This is a genomic window from Arthrobacter sp. MMS24-S77, from assembly GCF_054888235.1.
This window is the reverse complement of sequence record NZ_JBTZRN010000001.1, coordinates 738,410-754,119: the sequence shown is the minus strand read 5'-3', so window position 1 is coordinate 754,119 and position 15,710 is coordinate 738,410. Positions and strand designations below refer to the sequence as shown.

Genomic DNA, 15,710 nt, shown 5'->3' with positions numbered 1-15,710 from the left:
CTCTTTCTAGGCTCTACATAGTTTCCGTGATCCGGATCACGCACACGCTCACCAGGATCACCCACGGATCAACCAAAAGACAGAGAGGTCTTAGCAGATGGAAGCCAACGATCACCACCGCCCGCCCGGTGCAGTAGAGAGAGCCGAGGACAGTGCGGGTATCGACATCGTCGGGTTGACCAAGCGTTATCTGACGCCCAAAGGCGAGACATTCACTGCCATCCGTGATGTGACCCTCAGGGTGGAACCCGGCCAGTTCTGCTCGATTGTCGGACCGACCGGCTGTGGCAAGTCCACCACGCTCGCCCAGGTCTCGGGCCTCGAGAAGCCGAGCGAAGGCTCCGTCAAGGTGGGTGGCCTGACCGTGGAGGGCATCACGAACGGCGTGAGCTACATGTTCCAGGCAGATGCACTCTTTCCCTGGAAGAGCGTGCTCGGCAACGTGATGATGGGCCCGACCCTCCTCGGCACGCCCAAGCGCGAAGCCACGGCACTAGCCATGGACTGGCTGCGTCGGGTCGGCTTGGCCGGCTTCGAGGATCGCTACCCGCACCAGTTGTCCGGGGGTATGCGCAAGCGCGTAGCAATGGCTGCGGCCCTCATCAACAATCCTCGGATTCTCTTGATGGACGAGCCTTTCGGCGCACTCGACGTGCAGACCAAGGCGATCATGCAGAACGAGCTGCTGAAGCTCTGGGAGGAGCTGCGCCCTTCAGTCCTGTTCATCACTCACGACCTCGACGAGGCGGTGGCGCTCTCCGATCGGGTCGTCATCATGACAAGCAGCCCAGGCTCGGTCAAGGATGTCTTCGACATCGATCTGCCGAGGCCACGCGGAAATGTCCAGGAGATCCGACACGAGGAGCGATTCCTGGAGCTCCAAGGGCACATTTGGGAGTCCTTGAAGGACGAAGTTACCCGCGCTTATGCGCGCACAGCAGGAGCAGCAGCATGACAACCCTCACCCATCATGAAACGCGCAAGAGCGAGAAGCCAGTGGAAACCGAGACAGCAGCCAAGAACGCCGGCCGGAACAAAGCCCGGCGCCACACGACAGCGATCTGGATAGGCCGCGTGGCGCTCGCCGTCATGGTGGTTGGCGGCTGGCAGTGGTTCACCGAGGAAGGCTGGGTCGACAAGTTCTTCTTCGGCCAGCCCTCGCAGATCTGGGACAGCCTCGTCAAGCTCTTCACGGAGGGAACCGCATTCGGCACCATTTGGGAGAACCTTGGGGTAACGGCCCAGGAGGCGCTCCTCGGTTTCGTGCTCGGGACGCTCGTCGGTGTGGTGCTCGGCATCCTCCTAGGCTCCAATAAGTACCTCTCGGCGGTCGTCGGGCCGTACATCCGGATCGTGAATTCGATTCCCCGTATTGTGCTCGGCTCGATCTTCATCGTGGCGTTCGGCCTCGGCGTCTTCCCGAAGATCCTGCTCGCAGCAGTGCTCGTGTTCTTCGTCGTCTTCTTCAATGCGTTCCAGGGCGTCCGCGAAGTGGACCAGAACCTCGTGGCGAACGTGCGGGTGCTCGGAGCCTCCCCGTTCCAGGTGGCGATACACGTGACGATCCCGTCCGCCATGACGTGGATCATCGCGAGCCTCCACACGGCGTTCGGCTTCGCGATCATCGGAGCCCTTGTCGCGGAGGTGCTCGGCGCCCAGAAGGGTATCGGCCTCATCATCAGCCAAGCCCAGGGCACCTTCGATCCGGACACAGTCTTCGCCTGCATGGTGATCATTGCCGTCATCACGCTCGGGGCCGAATTCCTCATCGGCCTACTTGAGCACCGGCTCCTCAAGTGGCGTCCACCGAACCGCTCCGAGGCCCAGTCCATCTAAGGCCGAAAACAACAACTTTCCACCCAGCAATTCCGTTCCACCAAACACCCACATCCCTTCGGGGATCAACAAAGGATGCGTAAAACAATGACGAAGCGCACTATCTTTGCCGTCGCCGCTGCCGGAGCCGTAGCGCTCAGCCTCGCGGCCTGTGGCGGCAATGCCCCCGCGGCCAGCGGCGGCTCGGGCACTAGCAGCTCCGGCCCGATGCCCACCGTGAAAATGATGATCGGCGGCATCGACAAGCAGATCTACCTCCCGTACAAGCTCGCGGACCAGCTCGGCCTGTACAAGAAGTACGGCGTCAACATGGAGCTCTCGACCGAGACCGACGGCGGTGTGGGCGCCGAAGAGGCCATGGCGTCAGGCCAGGTCGACATGTCCGGCGCGTGGTACATCCACACCTTCGACTTCCAATCCAAGGGCAAGAACATCATCAACCTCGTGCAGCTCTCGGGAGCCCCCGGCGAGCGCATCATGTGCAGCCCCAAGGCCAACGTCCACTCCGGTGCCGACATCAAGGGCAAGAAGATGGGCGTCACCGACCTCGGATCCGGCACCGACACGCTGACGCAGTTCATCGCCGCGCAGGCGGGCGTCTCGCACAAGGACTACACCACGGTCAAGGCGGGAGCCGGCGCCACCGCCATTGCCGCCGTCAAGACCGGTGCGGCTGACTGTGTCATGACGACCCAACCAACGGTCGCCGCGATGGAGGGCCAGGGCATCGCTGAGTCGGCGATCGACCTCGCGACGACCGACGGCGCGAACAAGGCCGTGGGCGGCACCTGGCCGGCTGCGGGCGTCATCGCCAACGCCGACTGGGTCAAGACCCACGAGGACGCCGTTCAGCGGGTCGTCAACGCGCTTGTGGAAACGATGCATTGGATCGCGACACATTCGGCCCAAGACATCGCCGACAAGCTGCCCCAGGACTACGTCCAGAACAAGAACGTCAAGAAGGAGGACTACGTCAAGGCACTTGAGCAGGACAAGGGCCAGTTCCTCCCGGACGGCATTATGCCCGCGGGCGGCCCCAAGACCATCGCTTCCATGGAGAAGCTGCTCGGCATGGACACTTCGAAGATCCCGGTCGGCGGCACCTTCACGAACAAGTATGCGATCGAGGCGAACAAGGTTGGCGGCTTCACGACCACCTCGACGCCTGCCGGCGACAACGGCTGATGTGATCTCCACATAGAAGGTACCGGCGTCACCATGCCACCGAGCACATGACGCCTCAGGATCGGCCTGCGTGGTATTCCACGCAGGCCGATCATGCGTTTTCAGCCAGCACGATGTCCCGCACCGGCACCTTGGAGGAGAACATCGGCGCCGCCTTGCTGTGAGTCGGCAAGAATTGTCACAGTCCGGGCACAGGGTAGGTACAGAGGCACGAAAGTGTGGGGTTCCAGGATAGGGATAGCTTCGAAACCGTCGGAGTTGAACTTCTAAGGAGCACCAACGTGAACAAAGTCCGGAAAATCGCCGCGGGCGTTGCCCTGGTGGGCGCCGTCGCAGGCGGCGGCGCCCTCACCGCCATGGCCCTGCCAGCCAACGCCGCAACCACTGACACCTCCACCGCCAGCCCGTCCGCTCCCGCCACGGACGGCGGCACGCGCGGAGCCACGCACGGGAACGAAACGGCCCTGACCGGCGACACGGCAGCCAAGGTCAAGGACGCCGTACTCGCCGCCAACTCCGGAGCCACCGTCGAAAACATGACCACCGAAGACGACGGCAGCGCGGCCTACGAAGCCCACATCACCAAGTCGGACGGCACCCACGCCACGGTCAAACTCGATGCGAACTTCAAGGTCACCGCCACCGAAACCGGCGGCCCCGGAGGCGGCCCCGGCCACTGACTCCCGACCCAACTACCCACGTGGGCGGATGCAGCACCCAGCTGTATCCGCCCACCGCTGTCTTAACGCCGGCTCAGCCGCCCGACGTCCAGTTCCGCTCCTGGAGTCGCTCAAAGCCATCTAGGAGCAGGTCAAGGGCGAACTCGAACTCGAACTGGTCGTCGCAGCCGTGCCCAACGACGGACTCGTCGTCGTGCGCTGCCGCCATGGCGATCTGAAAAAGGTTCGGATAGCTCTCCGCCATCTGGCGGGCCATTGCGGCCCGCTCTTTGACCGTTACCCTTGGCGGCTCTTCGCTGTCCCGCCTTGCGGAGTCGTCGAACACCTCCTGGGTGAAGCCCCACATTCGGCTCCCCAGGGCATGCATGACGTGGTGGGTAAGGTCCGCGGAGAATCCGCCGGCCAGGAACATTCCCACGAACGTGTCCATGTACTCCAGCACGGCCGGCGTCGTGTTGGTGCGGGTCTCCACCACCGGGCGGGCCCACGGATGCCGCAGGAGTGCGCGCCGGGCCGAGAGCACTCTCAACCGGACCGCACTCTTCCAGTGGGCATCGGGGACAGGAGGTTCGATCTCGCCGACGATAGTGTCCACCATGCCGTCGAGGAGTTCTTCTTTGTTGGCGACGTGCTTGTAGAGCGCCATCGGAACCACTCCGAGCTCCTGCGCGAGCCGACGCATGCTGAGAGACTCTATGCCCGCCTCGTCTGCAAGCGCGACGGCGGCGAGAAGCACGCGGTCCCGGTTCAGGGGAATGCGCCGTGTTGCCTCCAATTGCTCCGTCATCTGAATCGCCTTCCCGAATGTGTCGCCCTGCCCCCGCATTGACAAGTGTACAACGTACACCTACCCTGTGACTCATAAGGTGTACACCGTACACCCGAGCGTAATCCGAGCGTAAACCACTGAGTCGAGGGTCAAGCCATGACATCAAAAACCGCCAGCTCCGTCCCCGCAACCCGCAGCCTCCGCCGGGCACAATGGCCAGTGCCCGCCGCGCTGATCTTCCTCAGCCTCATCCCGGTGATCGCCGGGGCGGCGCGTCTCACTGAATTGACCGCGGGCGCCGCCGTGACTCCGCAGAACGAGCGGTTCTTCGCCTCCCCCATCCCGGTGGTGACGCACATTGTCAGTGTCACCGTTTACTGCCTGCTCGGGGCTTTTCAGTTCGTTCCCTCGCTTCGACGGGCCAAGCGCGCCTGGCACCGGATCGCGGGGCGCATCCTGGTGCCGGCCGGCCTGCTCGCGGCCCTCTCCGGCTTGTGGATGTCGATGTTCTATGCCCTTCCAGCCGGCGACGGCGAGGCTCTCCTCGTTCTCCGGCTTATCTTCGGTTCGGCCATGGTTGCGAGCATCATCTTGGGTTTTCTCGCGATTCGCCGCCGGGACTTCGTGAGGCACAGCGCGTGGATGACCCGCGCCTACGCAATCGGTCTCGGCGCAGGAACCCAAGCCTTGGTGATCCTCCCCTGGGTGCTTGCTTTCGGCCCCACTGACGAGGCAACCCGGGCAGTGCTCATGGGCGCCTCCTGGGTGATCAACCTTGCGGTGGCCGAGTATGCCATTCATCGGCGTGTGCGCTCTGAACGGTGTACTGGCAGGACCTCCCACAGCTCCACCACCGGAAGTAGCCTGAAACCATGGATAGTCGAAACGATGTGAGTGAGTTCCTGCGCTCCCGCCGGGCCAAGGTGACCCCCGATCAAGTGAACCTCATAGTGGGTGCCAACCGCCGCGTGCCCGGCCTGCGGCGGGAAGAAGTCGCAACCCTGGCTTCGGTCAGCGTGGACTACTACGCGCGGCTGGAACGCGGCAACCTCACAGGCGTGTCGGACGAAGTGCTTGAAGCAATCGCCCAAGCCCTCAGGCTCGACGAAGCCGAGACCGCCCACTTGTTCGACCTCGCCCGGTCCGCACAGCCCGGGCCAGCCCGCCGTCGTCGGGCAGTCACCCCCGCACAGCAGGTGCGCCCGAGCCTCCAACGATTCATGGACGCGATCACAGGAGCACCCACGTGGGTGCGGAACGAGCGCATGGATCTCATCACTGCCAACCCGCTCGGCCGTGCCCTCTACTCACCCCTTTTTGCCGATCCCGTCCGGCCCGTGAATAACGCCCGGTTCGTGTTCCTCAACCCCGAGTCGCGCACCTTTTACCCGGACTGGGAGCAAGGCGCGAACGATATTGTCGCCACGCTCCGCAGTTACGCCGGACGGCAACCGCACAACAAGGGCCTGAGTGACTTGGTCGGCGAACTCGCTACCCGAAGCGAGGAATTCCGCACACGCTGGGCCGCCCACAACGTCCGCTTCCACCGAACGGGCACCAAGCGCCTCCACCACCCCGTCGTCGGGGATCTCGAACTCAGCTACGAGGCAATGGAACTGCCGGCCAACCCCGGGTGGACGATGTTCGCGTACACCGCGGAACCCGGGTCGGCGAGTGACGAACGCTTGAAACTGCTCGCCAGCTGGGCGGCGACCAGTGCAAGCGAACTGGCCGCACCGGCGTCGATCTCCGACTGACCGCCCAGGCGAGCGGTGAGGGTGGGACCGCCAGTCCTAGGAAAAGCAGGGAGCGGCACAGCTACTGACATGGTCATCCGAAGCGCTTAGCGTCGTTAACAGAACCTTGCACGACGGCGGTTTCCGCCTTTGAGTGTTCGGGTTTCTTCCGCCGCAAACTGATTCGACAGTTCAGCGCCCCACGTTACAGATGAGAAGAAGATGACTATGGATTTTTCGTTGGTGATGGCTCACGCAGTCATCAACATCGTCAGCAATGAAAGCCGCAGCGCGTTGCCGGGGGCACCCACCGTGGCAGTGCGCACGGATGGATCCGCGCGCCGAGCCCGGCGCGCACGGCTGGCTCGCCTGCGGGGTTGGCTGGCGACTGTTTTGCACCGGGCCGCCTGGGCGGTTGAGCCTAAGCTTCCGGCATTCGCTGAGTCCTAGCGGATTCCTCCGTCACATAAACGAGCTGCCACAGGTGCGGCGGAGGAAGAATCGCCGTCGCGTAGTCCCCGTCGAGCTCCACGGGAACATCGACGAGCCTCCGCTGCCCATCCGGATCTGCGTACCGAATACGCGGTACCGTGCCCAGGGTCCTCCGGATGCGCAGGCGCCCCTCGCCCGGCGATTGGGGCATTGCGCGCGGCTCATCCCACTCCGTGTCTGTTTGGCCCAGCAAGTTGATCACGTGGATGGCGAAGCCGCCCGGCACGCTCGTAATACGGCGCCAGACGGCCCCTGGTTCAGGACTGTCCGTTACCGCCGCGGCTTGGTAGGAAATGTCCAGATCGTCGTTGTATGTCCCTGCGTAGGATCCGGTGACATCGCAGATCCCCGGATCCATGATCAGCTCGTCGTGTTCCACCAGGAAGTCGTACCATCGGGCCAGGAACGCGGATGTTTCCTGGTTGATGGGGTGGTTGCGGACATAGTAGGGATCAACCAAGACCCTGTCCCCCTCGCCGGCGAGTAGCTGGGTTGCCCCATGGGAAAACAGCGTGGCCATGGTCAGCGCCGTTGCCCGGTCGGCAGCTTGCTGGTCCGCTGTGTCGTACACATGCTGGTAGGCAGCAATCACCACCGGTTGGCCCCGGCGCGCCGACTTTGCCCGGCTGACGACGTCGCCCAGGGAACCCAATGTGGTGTGCGGTGGCCAGACTTCGATGTAGACGGCGTCCTGGGGAGTCGGAGCTGTGCGCCACGTGGGAAAGTCGTTGACATTGTTGAAGACCAAGTGGCTGGCGGGTAGCGCATTCCGGACGCCCTCGATCAGCTGGACAAACGAATCTGCGACGTCCACCAGGGCACCGTCCGGAGTGGCTGCGCGTTTCGGATACCCGTATTGGTCCAGGTGGAAGCCGTCGAATCCGAGGGCTGACGTGGCGTCGGCGAGTTCCTTGGTGAAGTGGGCGAGCCATGGTTGGGCTGCCGGGTCCAGGAGGAAGAGAAAGTCTCCCAACGCGTAGGGTTCGCCGCTTGGGGTGAGCATGGCGTGCTGCTGCCAGTTGTGCCATTCGCCGGGACCGGCCGCGTACACGGCGGCATAACCGAGTGCCCGGGATCCCGCCGCTTGGATAGTCCTCACAAGTTCTTTGACCGTGGCCAGGGAAACGGGCTGGCCGAGGGCGTCCGAGTAGTCCGAGCCGCCGCCCATCAGGTCCGCGTGCCGGTAGGCCCAATCGTAGAACTGGACGCCGTTCAGGTGCAGCCTGCGGACGAGTTCGGCAACGGGCCGCACGTCCTTGTCCGGCGCGTAGCTGGCCACAAAACCGTATCTCAAGCGTGCCCTCGGGTCCGCGGCGACCTCGATTGCGGTCCGGACCGTCAAGCCGTAGGCCTCCAGTTCAATGCCATAGCCTCCCGGGCCGAGAGGGCCAAGGTTAAGAATTCCGGTACCGCATCTTTCGTGCGTCTGGACCCGCTCGCCGAGGTGCCAGACCGTCAGGGCGGCGGTGCCGCCGTCGGGAATCCAGAGTTCGACGGCGGCCGGTTCCGTGGGCGAGTAGCTCGCCTTGGTAGGGAGGATGTCGAAGGGTTGAACCATGTGGGTGTCCTTGGGTGTTGTGACGCGCCTATTTGACGGCGCCGGTGGTGATTCCGGCAATGAGGTGCTTTGTCCGGCGACGTAGACGGCGATCACTGGGATGACAGCGAGAGTGGAGGCCGCGAACACGAGGCCCCAGGCGGTTGAGTGCTCGCCTTGGAAGGCCGCGATGCCAAGGGGAAGCGTGCGCTTGGTGGCGTCGCTAATGACAGTCAGGGCCCACACATATTCGTCCCACGCGCCGAGGAAGGAAAAGACGGCCGCGGTGGCCAGGGCAGGGCGGGCAAGGGGGATGTACAGGACCAGGAATTTGCGGAGGATGCCCGCGCCGTCGACCGTCATGGCTTCGTCCAATTCCCTGGGGACTCTTTCGAAAAAGGCCCGCAAGAGAAATGTGGTGAAGGCAATCTGCCCGGCCGTGTAGAAAAACACGAGGCCTTCCAGGGAGTCGAGCATGTTCAGGCTTTTCGCCAGGACGAACTGCGGGACGATCACCACAATGCCCGGGATCATCAAACCGGCAAGCAGCAGGGAGAACATGAAGTTCTTGAGGGGGAAATCGAAACGGGCAAAGGCGAAGGCCGTCATCGACGAAATGACCACTGACGCCACCGTGGTGAGCACTGAAACGTAGGCTGAGTTTCCAAAGAATCCAGCGAAATTGTTCTCCGTCCAAGCTTCCTCGTAGTTTGCCGAGGTGAGGGTCTGCGGCAGGAAATGCGGAGGATTCGGAAGTGTGGCCGTGTTGGGCTCCAGTGACGTGGACACCATGATCATGAAAGGCGCCACCATCATCACGGCCCCGCACACGACGATCGCTACGCGGACTAGCAGCCAGATGTTGAACGGCCGCTTTGAACGTTCGTTCCTGGACGGGTTGTCCGCCTCGCGTGAACTTTTGGGCTTGAGGGAAATCGCCGTCATCGCAGGGCCTCCTTCTTCTCACCGAAGAATTTGAACTGGGCGAAGGACACCACAAAGATGAAGATCGCGAGAATAAAGGACATGGCCGAGCCATAGCCGAAGTCCAGGAACGAGAACGCCTGCTTGTACATATAGGTCAAGGGAACCTCGGTGCTTCCGGCCGGTCCGCCGTTGGTCATGAGAAGGACCGAGGGGAAGACGTTGAATGCGCCGATTACCTGCAAGACGAGCACAAACAGCAATGTTCCTCGGATTCCGGGGAGCGTCACGTGGACGAACTTATGCCAGGCATTGGCGCCGTCCAGGGCAGCGGCCTCATACAACTCATCCCCCACACCGCCCAGCGACGCCAGGAACACCACCAGGCACCATCCCAGGTTCTTCCAGATCCCCAGGAGGGAAATGGCAACCATTCCTGTCCAGCGTTGTTCAAGCCACGGCACGGCATGATCGGAAAGGGACAGAAAGTCCGTAATGAACCAGTTGACCGCGCCGTTGTCCGTGGTGAAAAGGAACTTGAACAAAAGGGAGACCACTACCCAGCTGGTGACCACCGGGATGTAGAACAGGACCCGGAAGAGGGTACGGCCCGGCATCTTCTTCTGGAGGAGCACCGCGAAGAACAGGCCCAGTGCAACGGTGGCTGGAACGGACATCACTAGGTACACACCGGCGTTGACCACGCTCGTCCAGAACTGGGGATCGGCCAGGGCTCGAACGTAGTTGTCCAGTCCGATGAAGGTACTTGCCTGGGTGGGCAACACGGACCACTTGTAGAACGAGATCTGAAGGGAACGCACCAGCGGATACCCGGTGGTCAGCAAGAACAGGATCAACCCAGGAGCCGCGAATGCCCACGGCACCCACCAATGGGAAGGCCGGCGGCTCGCCCCGCCGCGGCCTGGTTTGCGGGGCCGGGCCGCGGCGGGCGTCGAAACTGCTTGTTTCCGGAGAACACCTTGCGACGTCATGTATCAGCCTTGCGCCAAGAGCGGATCGATCTGTGCCACTGCGGCATCCATTGCCTCCTGGGCGGAGAGCTTGCCCTGAAGCGCAAGCTGGGCCTGCTTGGTGAAGATGTCGTCCACCTTTGCCCACTGCGGCGTGGCTGGCCGTGGCTTGGCGGTCTTGAGTTGCTCCAGGAAGGCGCCGTAGTAGGGCTGGATGGATGCCATCGATTCGGCCATATCCTTCTCCGCGGAGAGCTGGCCCACCTGGCCCATCGCCTTCTGGGCGTCCGGAGACAGCATGTAGCGGATGAACTCGGCAGCAAGCTCCTTGTTTTTGGATTGCTGCGTCATGACGATGTCTTCGCCGCCCACCACGCTGACGCTACCGCCGTCGCCGCTGAACATTGGCGACGTCTTTGGCTGGAATTTCGGGTAGGACGTGGCCATGTTGGGGAAGGTCCAGGGACCGTCCACAATGGTCGGGTACATGCCCTTCGGCAAGCCGTCGCCCGTTGGCGTTCCGCCGCTGCCCCCGAGAATTACTCCAGGGATGGCCTTCTTGTTGTAGAGGTCGACGATCATCTGCAGGGCAGCGACGGATTTTGGCCCGTTCAGGTAGCCTGCGGACTTCTTCACGTCGGGATCGGTCATGTCGCCGCCGTTGGACCAGATGTAAGGGAGCATCTGCCATGCTCCGGAGCCACCTTCGGCGAGGATGTATTTGCCTCCCACCTTGTCCGCGGCTGCTTTGAGTTCGTCCAGCGTTTTCGGAACGGAAGCGATGCCGCTGGCCTTGAGCGCCTCATCGTTGTAGATGACCACCTTGGTGTTGGTGTCCAAGGGAAGGCCCCAGAGCTTGCCGTTGTACTTGTTCGTGGCGAGCGGACCGGGGAACATCTTGTCGGCCCAGTACTGGAAGTCCGGCATGGCCTCGCTCAGCGGGGTCAGCACGCCGATCTTGGCCAGCTCAGGGACGGTGACAATGTCAGCGCGGATGACATCCGGCAAGCTGGTACCAGCGGCCGCCGTGACGAGTTTCTGGTGCATGTCCTTGTCGGGGATCTGCACGGCCTTGACTTTGACGCCGGGGTGAAGCTTCTCGAAGTTCGGGATGATGGTCTTCTCCAAGGCCTTAATCTCACCCCCGCCCGCGCTGTAGGCGTGCCAGAAGGTGATTTCCCCGGACACAGCGGCCCCTGTTGACAAGGTGGACACCGCGGCGGGCTGGGCCCCACCGCCGCCGGTGTCACAAGCCGTGAGGCCGGCGGCAGCCACAAGGGCTATGGAGGAGAGCGTGAAGAATTTTTTCATCATGGCTGGACCTTTCGCATTTCGGGCAGCGAGTACCCGTAGAAGGAGTAATGACGGTTTGGGGAGGTTGGGGGCAGCTTGGGACAGCGGATCACGCGCTGCGGCGGAAGACTTTGAGTTCCCAGGGGCGAAGGCGCAGCGACTTCTCCAGCGGATAGTTGGCCAACACCTGTTCTGCGGCAGCCCAGGAATCATCGCCGGCGTCGGCCAAGCGCTCCGTCGATGAGAAATTGCCGATAATCAGCATCTCCGTGCCTTGCAGCGAGCGGCTGAAGGCGTAGACATGTTCGTCCTCAGGCAAGAGCATGGTGAAGTCGCCATGGGAAACCACCGGATCGCGATGGCGCAGCGCGATGACTTCGCGGTAGAAATTGAAGACAGAATCAGGGTCCTCAACCTGGGCGGCAGCGTTGATGGAACGCGCGTTCGGATTGACCGCGATCCACGGGGCTCCGGTGGTGAAACCTGCATTCCGGCTCCCGTCCCATTGAACGGGAGTCCGTGCGTTGTCCCGGTTCAGGGGCGCCAGGGCTGCAAGTACTTCGGCATCGGTGTGGCCCAGATGCGTGGTGGCCTCGCGGTGGTGGTTGAGGACTTCGATGTCCCGGTAGTCGCTGATCGCGCCGAAGGACATATTCGTCATGCCCAGCTCCTCCCCCTGATATACGTAGGGGGTGCCCCGGTGCAGGTGCAGGATGCCCGCCAGCATTTTGGCCGACGCCTCCCGGTATTCGCCGTCGTTCCCAAAGCGGGACACGGCCCGGGCCTGATCGTGGTTTCCCCAGTACAGGCTGTTCCATCCGTGGGCCGCAAGCCCTTCCTGCCAGCGGGCCAGCGACTTCTTCAGTTCGGTGAGCAGCAACTTCTTTGGCCGCCACTTGTTGCCGTCTTCCTGATCGAGTGCGACGTGCTCAAATTGGAACACCATGTCCACTTCTTGCCTTGCGGGATCGGTGAAAAGGGCGGCGTCCTCTACCGTGACTCCAGGCATCTCACCGACGGTCAGCAACTGCCGGTCCCGCCCCGAGAAAACCTTCTGGTGCATTTCCTGCAGGAATTCGTGAATCCTGGGACCGCAGATGAAATGAGCACCGCCGTCGCCGTAGAGCTTGTCGTCGGACTTGGGTCCGTCGGGTAGCCGCTGATCCTTCGAAATGAAGTTGATGACATCCATCCGGAAACCGTCCACGCCCCGGTCCAGCCACCAATTCATCATGCTGTAGATGGCCGCCCGCACTTCCGGGTTTTCCCAGTTGAGGTCAGGTTGCTTCTTCGAGAACAGGTGGAGGTAGTACTGGCCTGTGGTCTGGTCGTATTCCCATGCTGGCCCGGAGAACGCGGAACCCCAGTTGTTCGGCTCGGCCCCTGCGGAACCGGGCTCCGCGCCGTCCCGAGGAGAGCGCCACCAGTACCAATCCCGCTTCGGGTTCTCCAAGCTGGAGCGCGATTCCACAAACCATGGATGTTCATCGGAAGTGTGGTTGACGACCAAATCCATCACGAGCTTCATGTCACGGGAGTGCAGTCCGGCGATCAGTTCGTCGAGAGTTTCCAAGTCTCCAAAGATCGGGTCGATGTCCTGGTAGTCGCTAATGTCGTAGCCATTGTCATCCTGAGGTGAGCGGTACACAGGCGACAACCACAGAACGTCCACGCCCAGCTTGTTCAGGTAATCGAGCCGGCCAATTATGCCGCGAAGGTCTCCTACGCCGTCGCCGTTGGAGTCCGCAAAACTGCGAGGATAGATCTGGTACACCACCGCGCTCTTGAACCAGTCATGGTCTGTGCTTATGGGAGGGTCGGCGTGGGTTTCTTGAATCGTCATTGATGAGTCCCTTGTTGGGCGACTATGCCGTTTGTGAAGTACTGAAAGTTTTGCTGTAGAAGTCTCAACTGTCAATAGTTCATGGAAATGTGATGCGCACCATCAATCTGGCCGCGATTCCCTCCATCTAACTTTCGATACAAAAATCAGAAATCCTGCGATAGTCTTGCACAAGCCCATCGATGAGGAGGCGACATGGACCCGCAGCCAACCCCCGCCCACCCCACGTGGCTGGGTGCGCCAAGCTCGGCCCGGGACGTCTTGTACCAACTGCTCGTAGACGGGCCGCTGTCCAGAAGTGCGCTCGCCGAAAAGCTAGGCCTGTCTGCCGGAAGCCTCACCCGGGTCACCAAACCCTTGCTGACTTCGGGTGAAATCATTGAGACGGAATCACGGCATGTCGGCCCCAGCGGACGCCCCACTCAACCGCTGGAAATCGTTGCGGGCCGCCACTATTTCGTCGGTGTGAAGCTCACGGGAACGCATGCGTCCGCGGCACTGGTCAACCTGCGGACCGAGGTAATAGCCACAGCAGAAGCCCCGGTCGGCTCGCTGCAGCCCGAAGACGTAGCCGATCTCGTGGCGGACCTGGTCCGCAGGGTTGAGCAATCAGCTCCCCAACCTGTTGCCGCAATCGGGGTGTGCCTCGGCGGCCAGGTCATGGACGGCGGGAACATCAGCTGGGCACCTTTCCTCAAGTGGGAAGACGTTCCGTTCGGTGACCTCCTGAAACAGCGGCTGGGTTTGCCCGTCAGCATCATCAACGACCTCAACGCCCTGACCTTGATGGAACATTGGTTGGGCTCCGGCCGTGGCATTGCGAATCTGGTGGTTCTCACCATCGGCGCGGGCGTAGGCTACGGTCTGGTCATCAACCACCAGATGATCACCGATGCCAACTCCGGCCTGGGCACTGCCGGTCACATCCCCCTGGATCCGTTTGGGCCGCCTTGCGATCTGGGCCACCGCGGTTGCGCCAATGTCATGCTGAGCCAGCCCAGCCTCGAGTCAAGGGCTTTGGCCTCTATGGGCAGGCCCGTGCCGTACGCGGAACTGCTCGAACTCTCGGCCCGCGGAGGGGTTGCCAAGACACTCGTCGACGAAGCTGGATTCGCTTTGGGCCGCTTGCTCACCATCGCTTCAGCCCTGGTCATGCCTGAATTGATCATCCTTAGCGGGGAAGGCATCGGCCTCGCAGCGGCGGCCCGGGAAGCCATCGACGCCGGGCGGAGGCACGATCGCGAAGTCCACGCCCGTGAGGTACCCATTGCTGTCATCGACGTTGACGACACTCACTGGGCCCGTGGCGCAGCGATCGGCGCAATGCAGCAGCCAGCGCCCAACTAGATATCAGGTTCAGCGCTTTCGAGTTCGGACAAGGTCTGGACGAGCCGCGGGAGCACGTGGTTTTGCCATCCCGGAGTTCGCGTCCCTCCACGAAATACGCAGCCGTTTCCCGGCGTCGAGTTCAAGGACTTCGCTGGCCACCCAGGCCGCTGAATCCGACCGCCGGAACGGGAATTCCGCGCATCTGACACCCCGATCGCCTCTTGTTTAACGACACTCACCGATATATCGTTAACTATCGCAGAACAAACTGCGCGGCCCTCGGGGCAACTCTGACAAACACTGAAAGGACGATGCCGCTATGAAAGGCATTCATGACAACAAGCACACAGATTGCGGTCCGGATATGGAACGCTTCGGACGCGGCCGGAGCCGTCGCGGACCCCACGGACACGGCGGATTCGGACCGGGCCGCGGGTTTGGACCAGGCCGCGGTTTCGGGCCGGGCTTCGGGCCGGGGTTTGGACCGGGCTTCGGCCCCGGCGGCCCCCGTCGCGCCAACAGGGGCGATGTTCGTTTCGCGATCCTCTCCTTGCTGGCCGAATCACCATCGAATGGCTACGGACTCATCAAGACGATTGCCGAGAAGACGTCCGGATCCTGGCGCCCCAGCCCCGGCTCGGTCTATCCGACACTGCAGCAGCTCGTTGACGAAGAGCTCATCGCGCCGGTTGGCGAAGGCCGGCGCACCGAATTCACACTCACTGACGCAGGGAAGGCCTACGTAGCCGAGCACGCCGAGGAGCTGGAAAATGCGTGGAACATCGATTCGGAAGGATCAGGACCCGCGTTTCACCAGAGCGTGGCAAAGCTCATGGGAGTCATCCACCAGTTCCGCTTTGCCGCAACGGACGAGCAGCGCACCGCCGCAATGGAAAAGATCGACGAAACACGGCGAGCGCTGTACCACATCCTCGCCGACTAGCACCGACTTGTCCGAGGCCGCGATGCGGAGTAGCTGTCATTCCGCTCGTGGCTTCGGAGAATGGGCATCGATTCAGCGACGGGGGCCTCACGCCCCCATCAGGATGATCAAAGGTGACGCAATTGGTCGCAGATCAATCATACTTAATCCATTGACCCCCTTGTAATCTGCA

13 protein-coding genes are annotated in these 15,710 nt (G+C 62.3%); 8 read left to right on the top strand and 5 right to left on the bottom strand.

The genetic code is table 11. The features are described from left to right. Positions 1-97: 97 nt before the first annotated feature. The 4 genes from ACX5I4_RS03440 to ACX5I4_RS03425 all read left to right on the top strand — a co-directional run bounded on the left by ACX5I4_RS03440 (position 98) and on the right by ACX5I4_RS03425 (position 3,701). Positions 98-955: an ABC transporter ATP-binding protein gene (locus ACX5I4_RS03440; protein ID WP_461835418.1), complete on the top strand. Its 858-nt coding sequence runs from the start codon at positions 98-100 to the stop codon at positions 953-955. Further along, positions 952-1,836 (top strand): ABC transporter permease, encoded by an 885-nt coding sequence (locus tag ACX5I4_RS03435; RefSeq protein ID WP_461835417.1) that lies wholly within the window; start codon positions 952-954, stop codon positions 1,834-1,836. Before ACX5I4_RS03440 ends, ACX5I4_RS03435 begins: the two co-directional genes overlap by 4 nt. Before the next feature lie 87 nt (positions 1,837-1,923). Beyond that, entirely contained in the window at positions 1,924-3,021 is a 1,098-nt protein-coding gene (locus tag ACX5I4_RS03430) for an ABC transporter substrate-binding protein (RefSeq protein ID WP_461835416.1), read from the top strand. Positions 3,022-3,302: 281 nt separating this feature from the next. Beyond that, entirely contained in the window at positions 3,303-3,701 is a 399-nt protein-coding gene (locus tag ACX5I4_RS03425) for a PepSY domain-containing protein (protein WP_461835415.1), read from the top strand. Between the two features lie 73 nt (positions 3,702-3,774). On the opposite strand, the gene ACX5I4_RS03420 is transcribed toward ACX5I4_RS03425, so the two are convergent. Beyond that, entirely contained in the window at positions 3,775-4,488 is a 714-nt protein-coding gene (locus ACX5I4_RS03420; RefSeq protein WP_461835414.1) for a TetR/AcrR family transcriptional regulator C-terminal domain-containing protein, read from the bottom strand. A gap of 138 nt (positions 4,489-4,626) precedes the next feature. Between ACX5I4_RS03420 and ACX5I4_RS03415 the strand changes: the two genes are divergently transcribed. Both ACX5I4_RS03415 and ACX5I4_RS03410 read left to right on the top strand, forming a co-directional pair. Then, on the top strand, positions 4,627-5,364 hold the full coding sequence (locus ACX5I4_RS03415) for a DUF2306 domain-containing protein (protein ID WP_461835413.1): 738 nt from the start codon (positions 4,627-4,629) through the stop codon (positions 5,362-5,364). Continuing rightward, positions 5,343-6,227, top strand: coding sequence for a helix-turn-helix transcriptional regulator (locus ACX5I4_RS03410; protein ID WP_461835412.1), 885 nt, complete (start codon positions 5,343-5,345; stop codon positions 6,225-6,227). Before ACX5I4_RS03415 ends, ACX5I4_RS03410 begins: the two co-directional genes overlap by 22 nt. Before the next feature lie 400 nt (positions 6,228-6,627). On the opposite strand, the gene ACX5I4_RS03405 is transcribed toward ACX5I4_RS03410, so the two are convergent. The 4 genes from ACX5I4_RS03405 to ACX5I4_RS03390 all read right to left on the bottom strand — a co-directional run bounded on the left by ACX5I4_RS03405 (position 6,628) and on the right by ACX5I4_RS03390 (position 13,266). Continuing rightward, positions 6,628-9,180, bottom strand: coding sequence for a glycoside hydrolase family 66 protein (locus ACX5I4_RS03405; protein WP_461835411.1), 2,553 nt, complete (start codon positions 9,178-9,180; stop codon positions 6,628-6,630). Then, positions 9,177-10,151 (bottom strand): carbohydrate ABC transporter permease, encoded by a 975-nt coding sequence (locus ACX5I4_RS03400; RefSeq protein WP_461835410.1) that lies wholly within the window; start codon positions 10,149-10,151, stop codon positions 9,177-9,179. The genes ACX5I4_RS03405 and ACX5I4_RS03400 overlap by 4 nt, the downstream gene beginning before the upstream one ends. Before the next feature lie 3 nt (positions 10,152-10,154). After that, positions 10,155-11,444, bottom strand: coding sequence for an extracellular solute-binding protein (locus tag ACX5I4_RS03395; protein ID WP_461835409.1), 1,290 nt, complete (start codon positions 11,442-11,444; stop codon positions 10,155-10,157). 88 nt (positions 11,445-11,532) lie between these two features. After that, positions 11,533-13,266 (bottom strand): glycoside hydrolase family 13 protein, encoded by a 1,734-nt coding sequence (locus tag ACX5I4_RS03390; RefSeq protein ID WP_461835408.1) that lies wholly within the window; start codon positions 13,264-13,266, stop codon positions 11,533-11,535. 195 nt (positions 13,267-13,461) lie between these two features. On the opposite strand from ACX5I4_RS03390, the gene ACX5I4_RS03385 reads away from it, so the two are divergent. Together ACX5I4_RS03385 and ACX5I4_RS03380 are read left to right on the top strand one after the other, a co-directional pair. Beyond that, the gene (locus ACX5I4_RS03385; protein WP_461835407.1) at positions 13,462-14,613 is read left to right on the top strand and encodes an ROK family protein; all 1,152 of its coding nucleotides are present in this window, start codon (positions 13,462-13,464) and stop codon (positions 14,611-14,613) included. A gap of 301 nt (positions 14,614-14,914) precedes the next feature. Then, positions 14,915-15,538, top strand: a complete 624-nt coding sequence (locus tag ACX5I4_RS03380; RefSeq protein ID WP_461835406.1) for a PadR family transcriptional regulator — start codon at positions 14,915-14,917, stop codon at positions 15,536-15,538. Positions 15,539-15,710: the final 172 nt, after the last annotated feature.

What these genes read in the sequence shown, in the direction of transcription:
- ACX5I4_RS03440 (WP_461835418.1), top strand. Translation starts at nt 98, where the DNA reads ATGGAAGCCAACGATCACCACCGCCCGCCCGGTGCAGTAGAGAGAGCC.
- ACX5I4_RS03435 (WP_461835417.1), top strand. Translation starts at nt 952, where the DNA reads ATGACAACCCTCACCCATCATGAAACGCGCAAGAGCGAGAAGCCAGTG.
- ACX5I4_RS03430 (WP_461835416.1), top strand. Translation starts at nt 1,924, where the DNA reads ATGACGAAGCGCACTATCTTTGCCGTCGCCGCTGCCGGAGCCGTAGCG.
- ACX5I4_RS03420 (WP_461835414.1), bottom strand. Translation starts at nt 4,488, where the DNA reads ATGACGGAGCAATTGGAGGCAACACGGCGCATTCCCCTGAACCGGGAC.
- ACX5I4_RS03415 (WP_461835413.1), top strand. Translation starts at nt 4,627, where the DNA reads ATGACATCAAAAACCGCCAGCTCCGTCCCCGCAACCCGCAGCCTCCGC.
- ACX5I4_RS03410 (WP_461835412.1), top strand. Translation starts at nt 5,343, where the DNA reads ATGGATAGTCGAAACGATGTGAGTGAGTTCCTGCGCTCCCGCCGGGCC.
- ACX5I4_RS03405 (WP_461835411.1), bottom strand. Translation starts at nt 9,180, where the DNA reads ATGACGGCGATTTCCCTCAAGCCCAAAAGTTCACGCGAGGCGGACAAC.
- ACX5I4_RS03400 (WP_461835410.1), bottom strand. Translation starts at nt 10,151, where the DNA reads ATGACGTCGCAAGGTGTTCTCCGGAAACAAGCAGTTTCGACGCCCGCC.
- ACX5I4_RS03395 (WP_461835409.1), bottom strand. Translation starts at nt 11,444, where the DNA reads ATGATGAAAAAATTCTTCACGCTCTCCTCCATAGCCCTTGTGGCTGCC.
- ACX5I4_RS03390 (WP_461835408.1), bottom strand. Translation starts at nt 13,266, where the DNA reads ATGACGATTCAAGAAACCCACGCCGACCCTCCCATAAGCACAGACCAT.
- ACX5I4_RS03385 (WP_461835407.1), top strand. Translation starts at nt 13,462, where the DNA reads ATGGACCCGCAGCCAACCCCCGCCCACCCCACGTGGCTGGGTGCGCCA.
- ACX5I4_RS03380 (WP_461835406.1), top strand. Translation starts at nt 14,915, where the DNA reads ATGAAAGGCATTCATGACAACAAGCACACAGATTGCGGTCCGGATATG.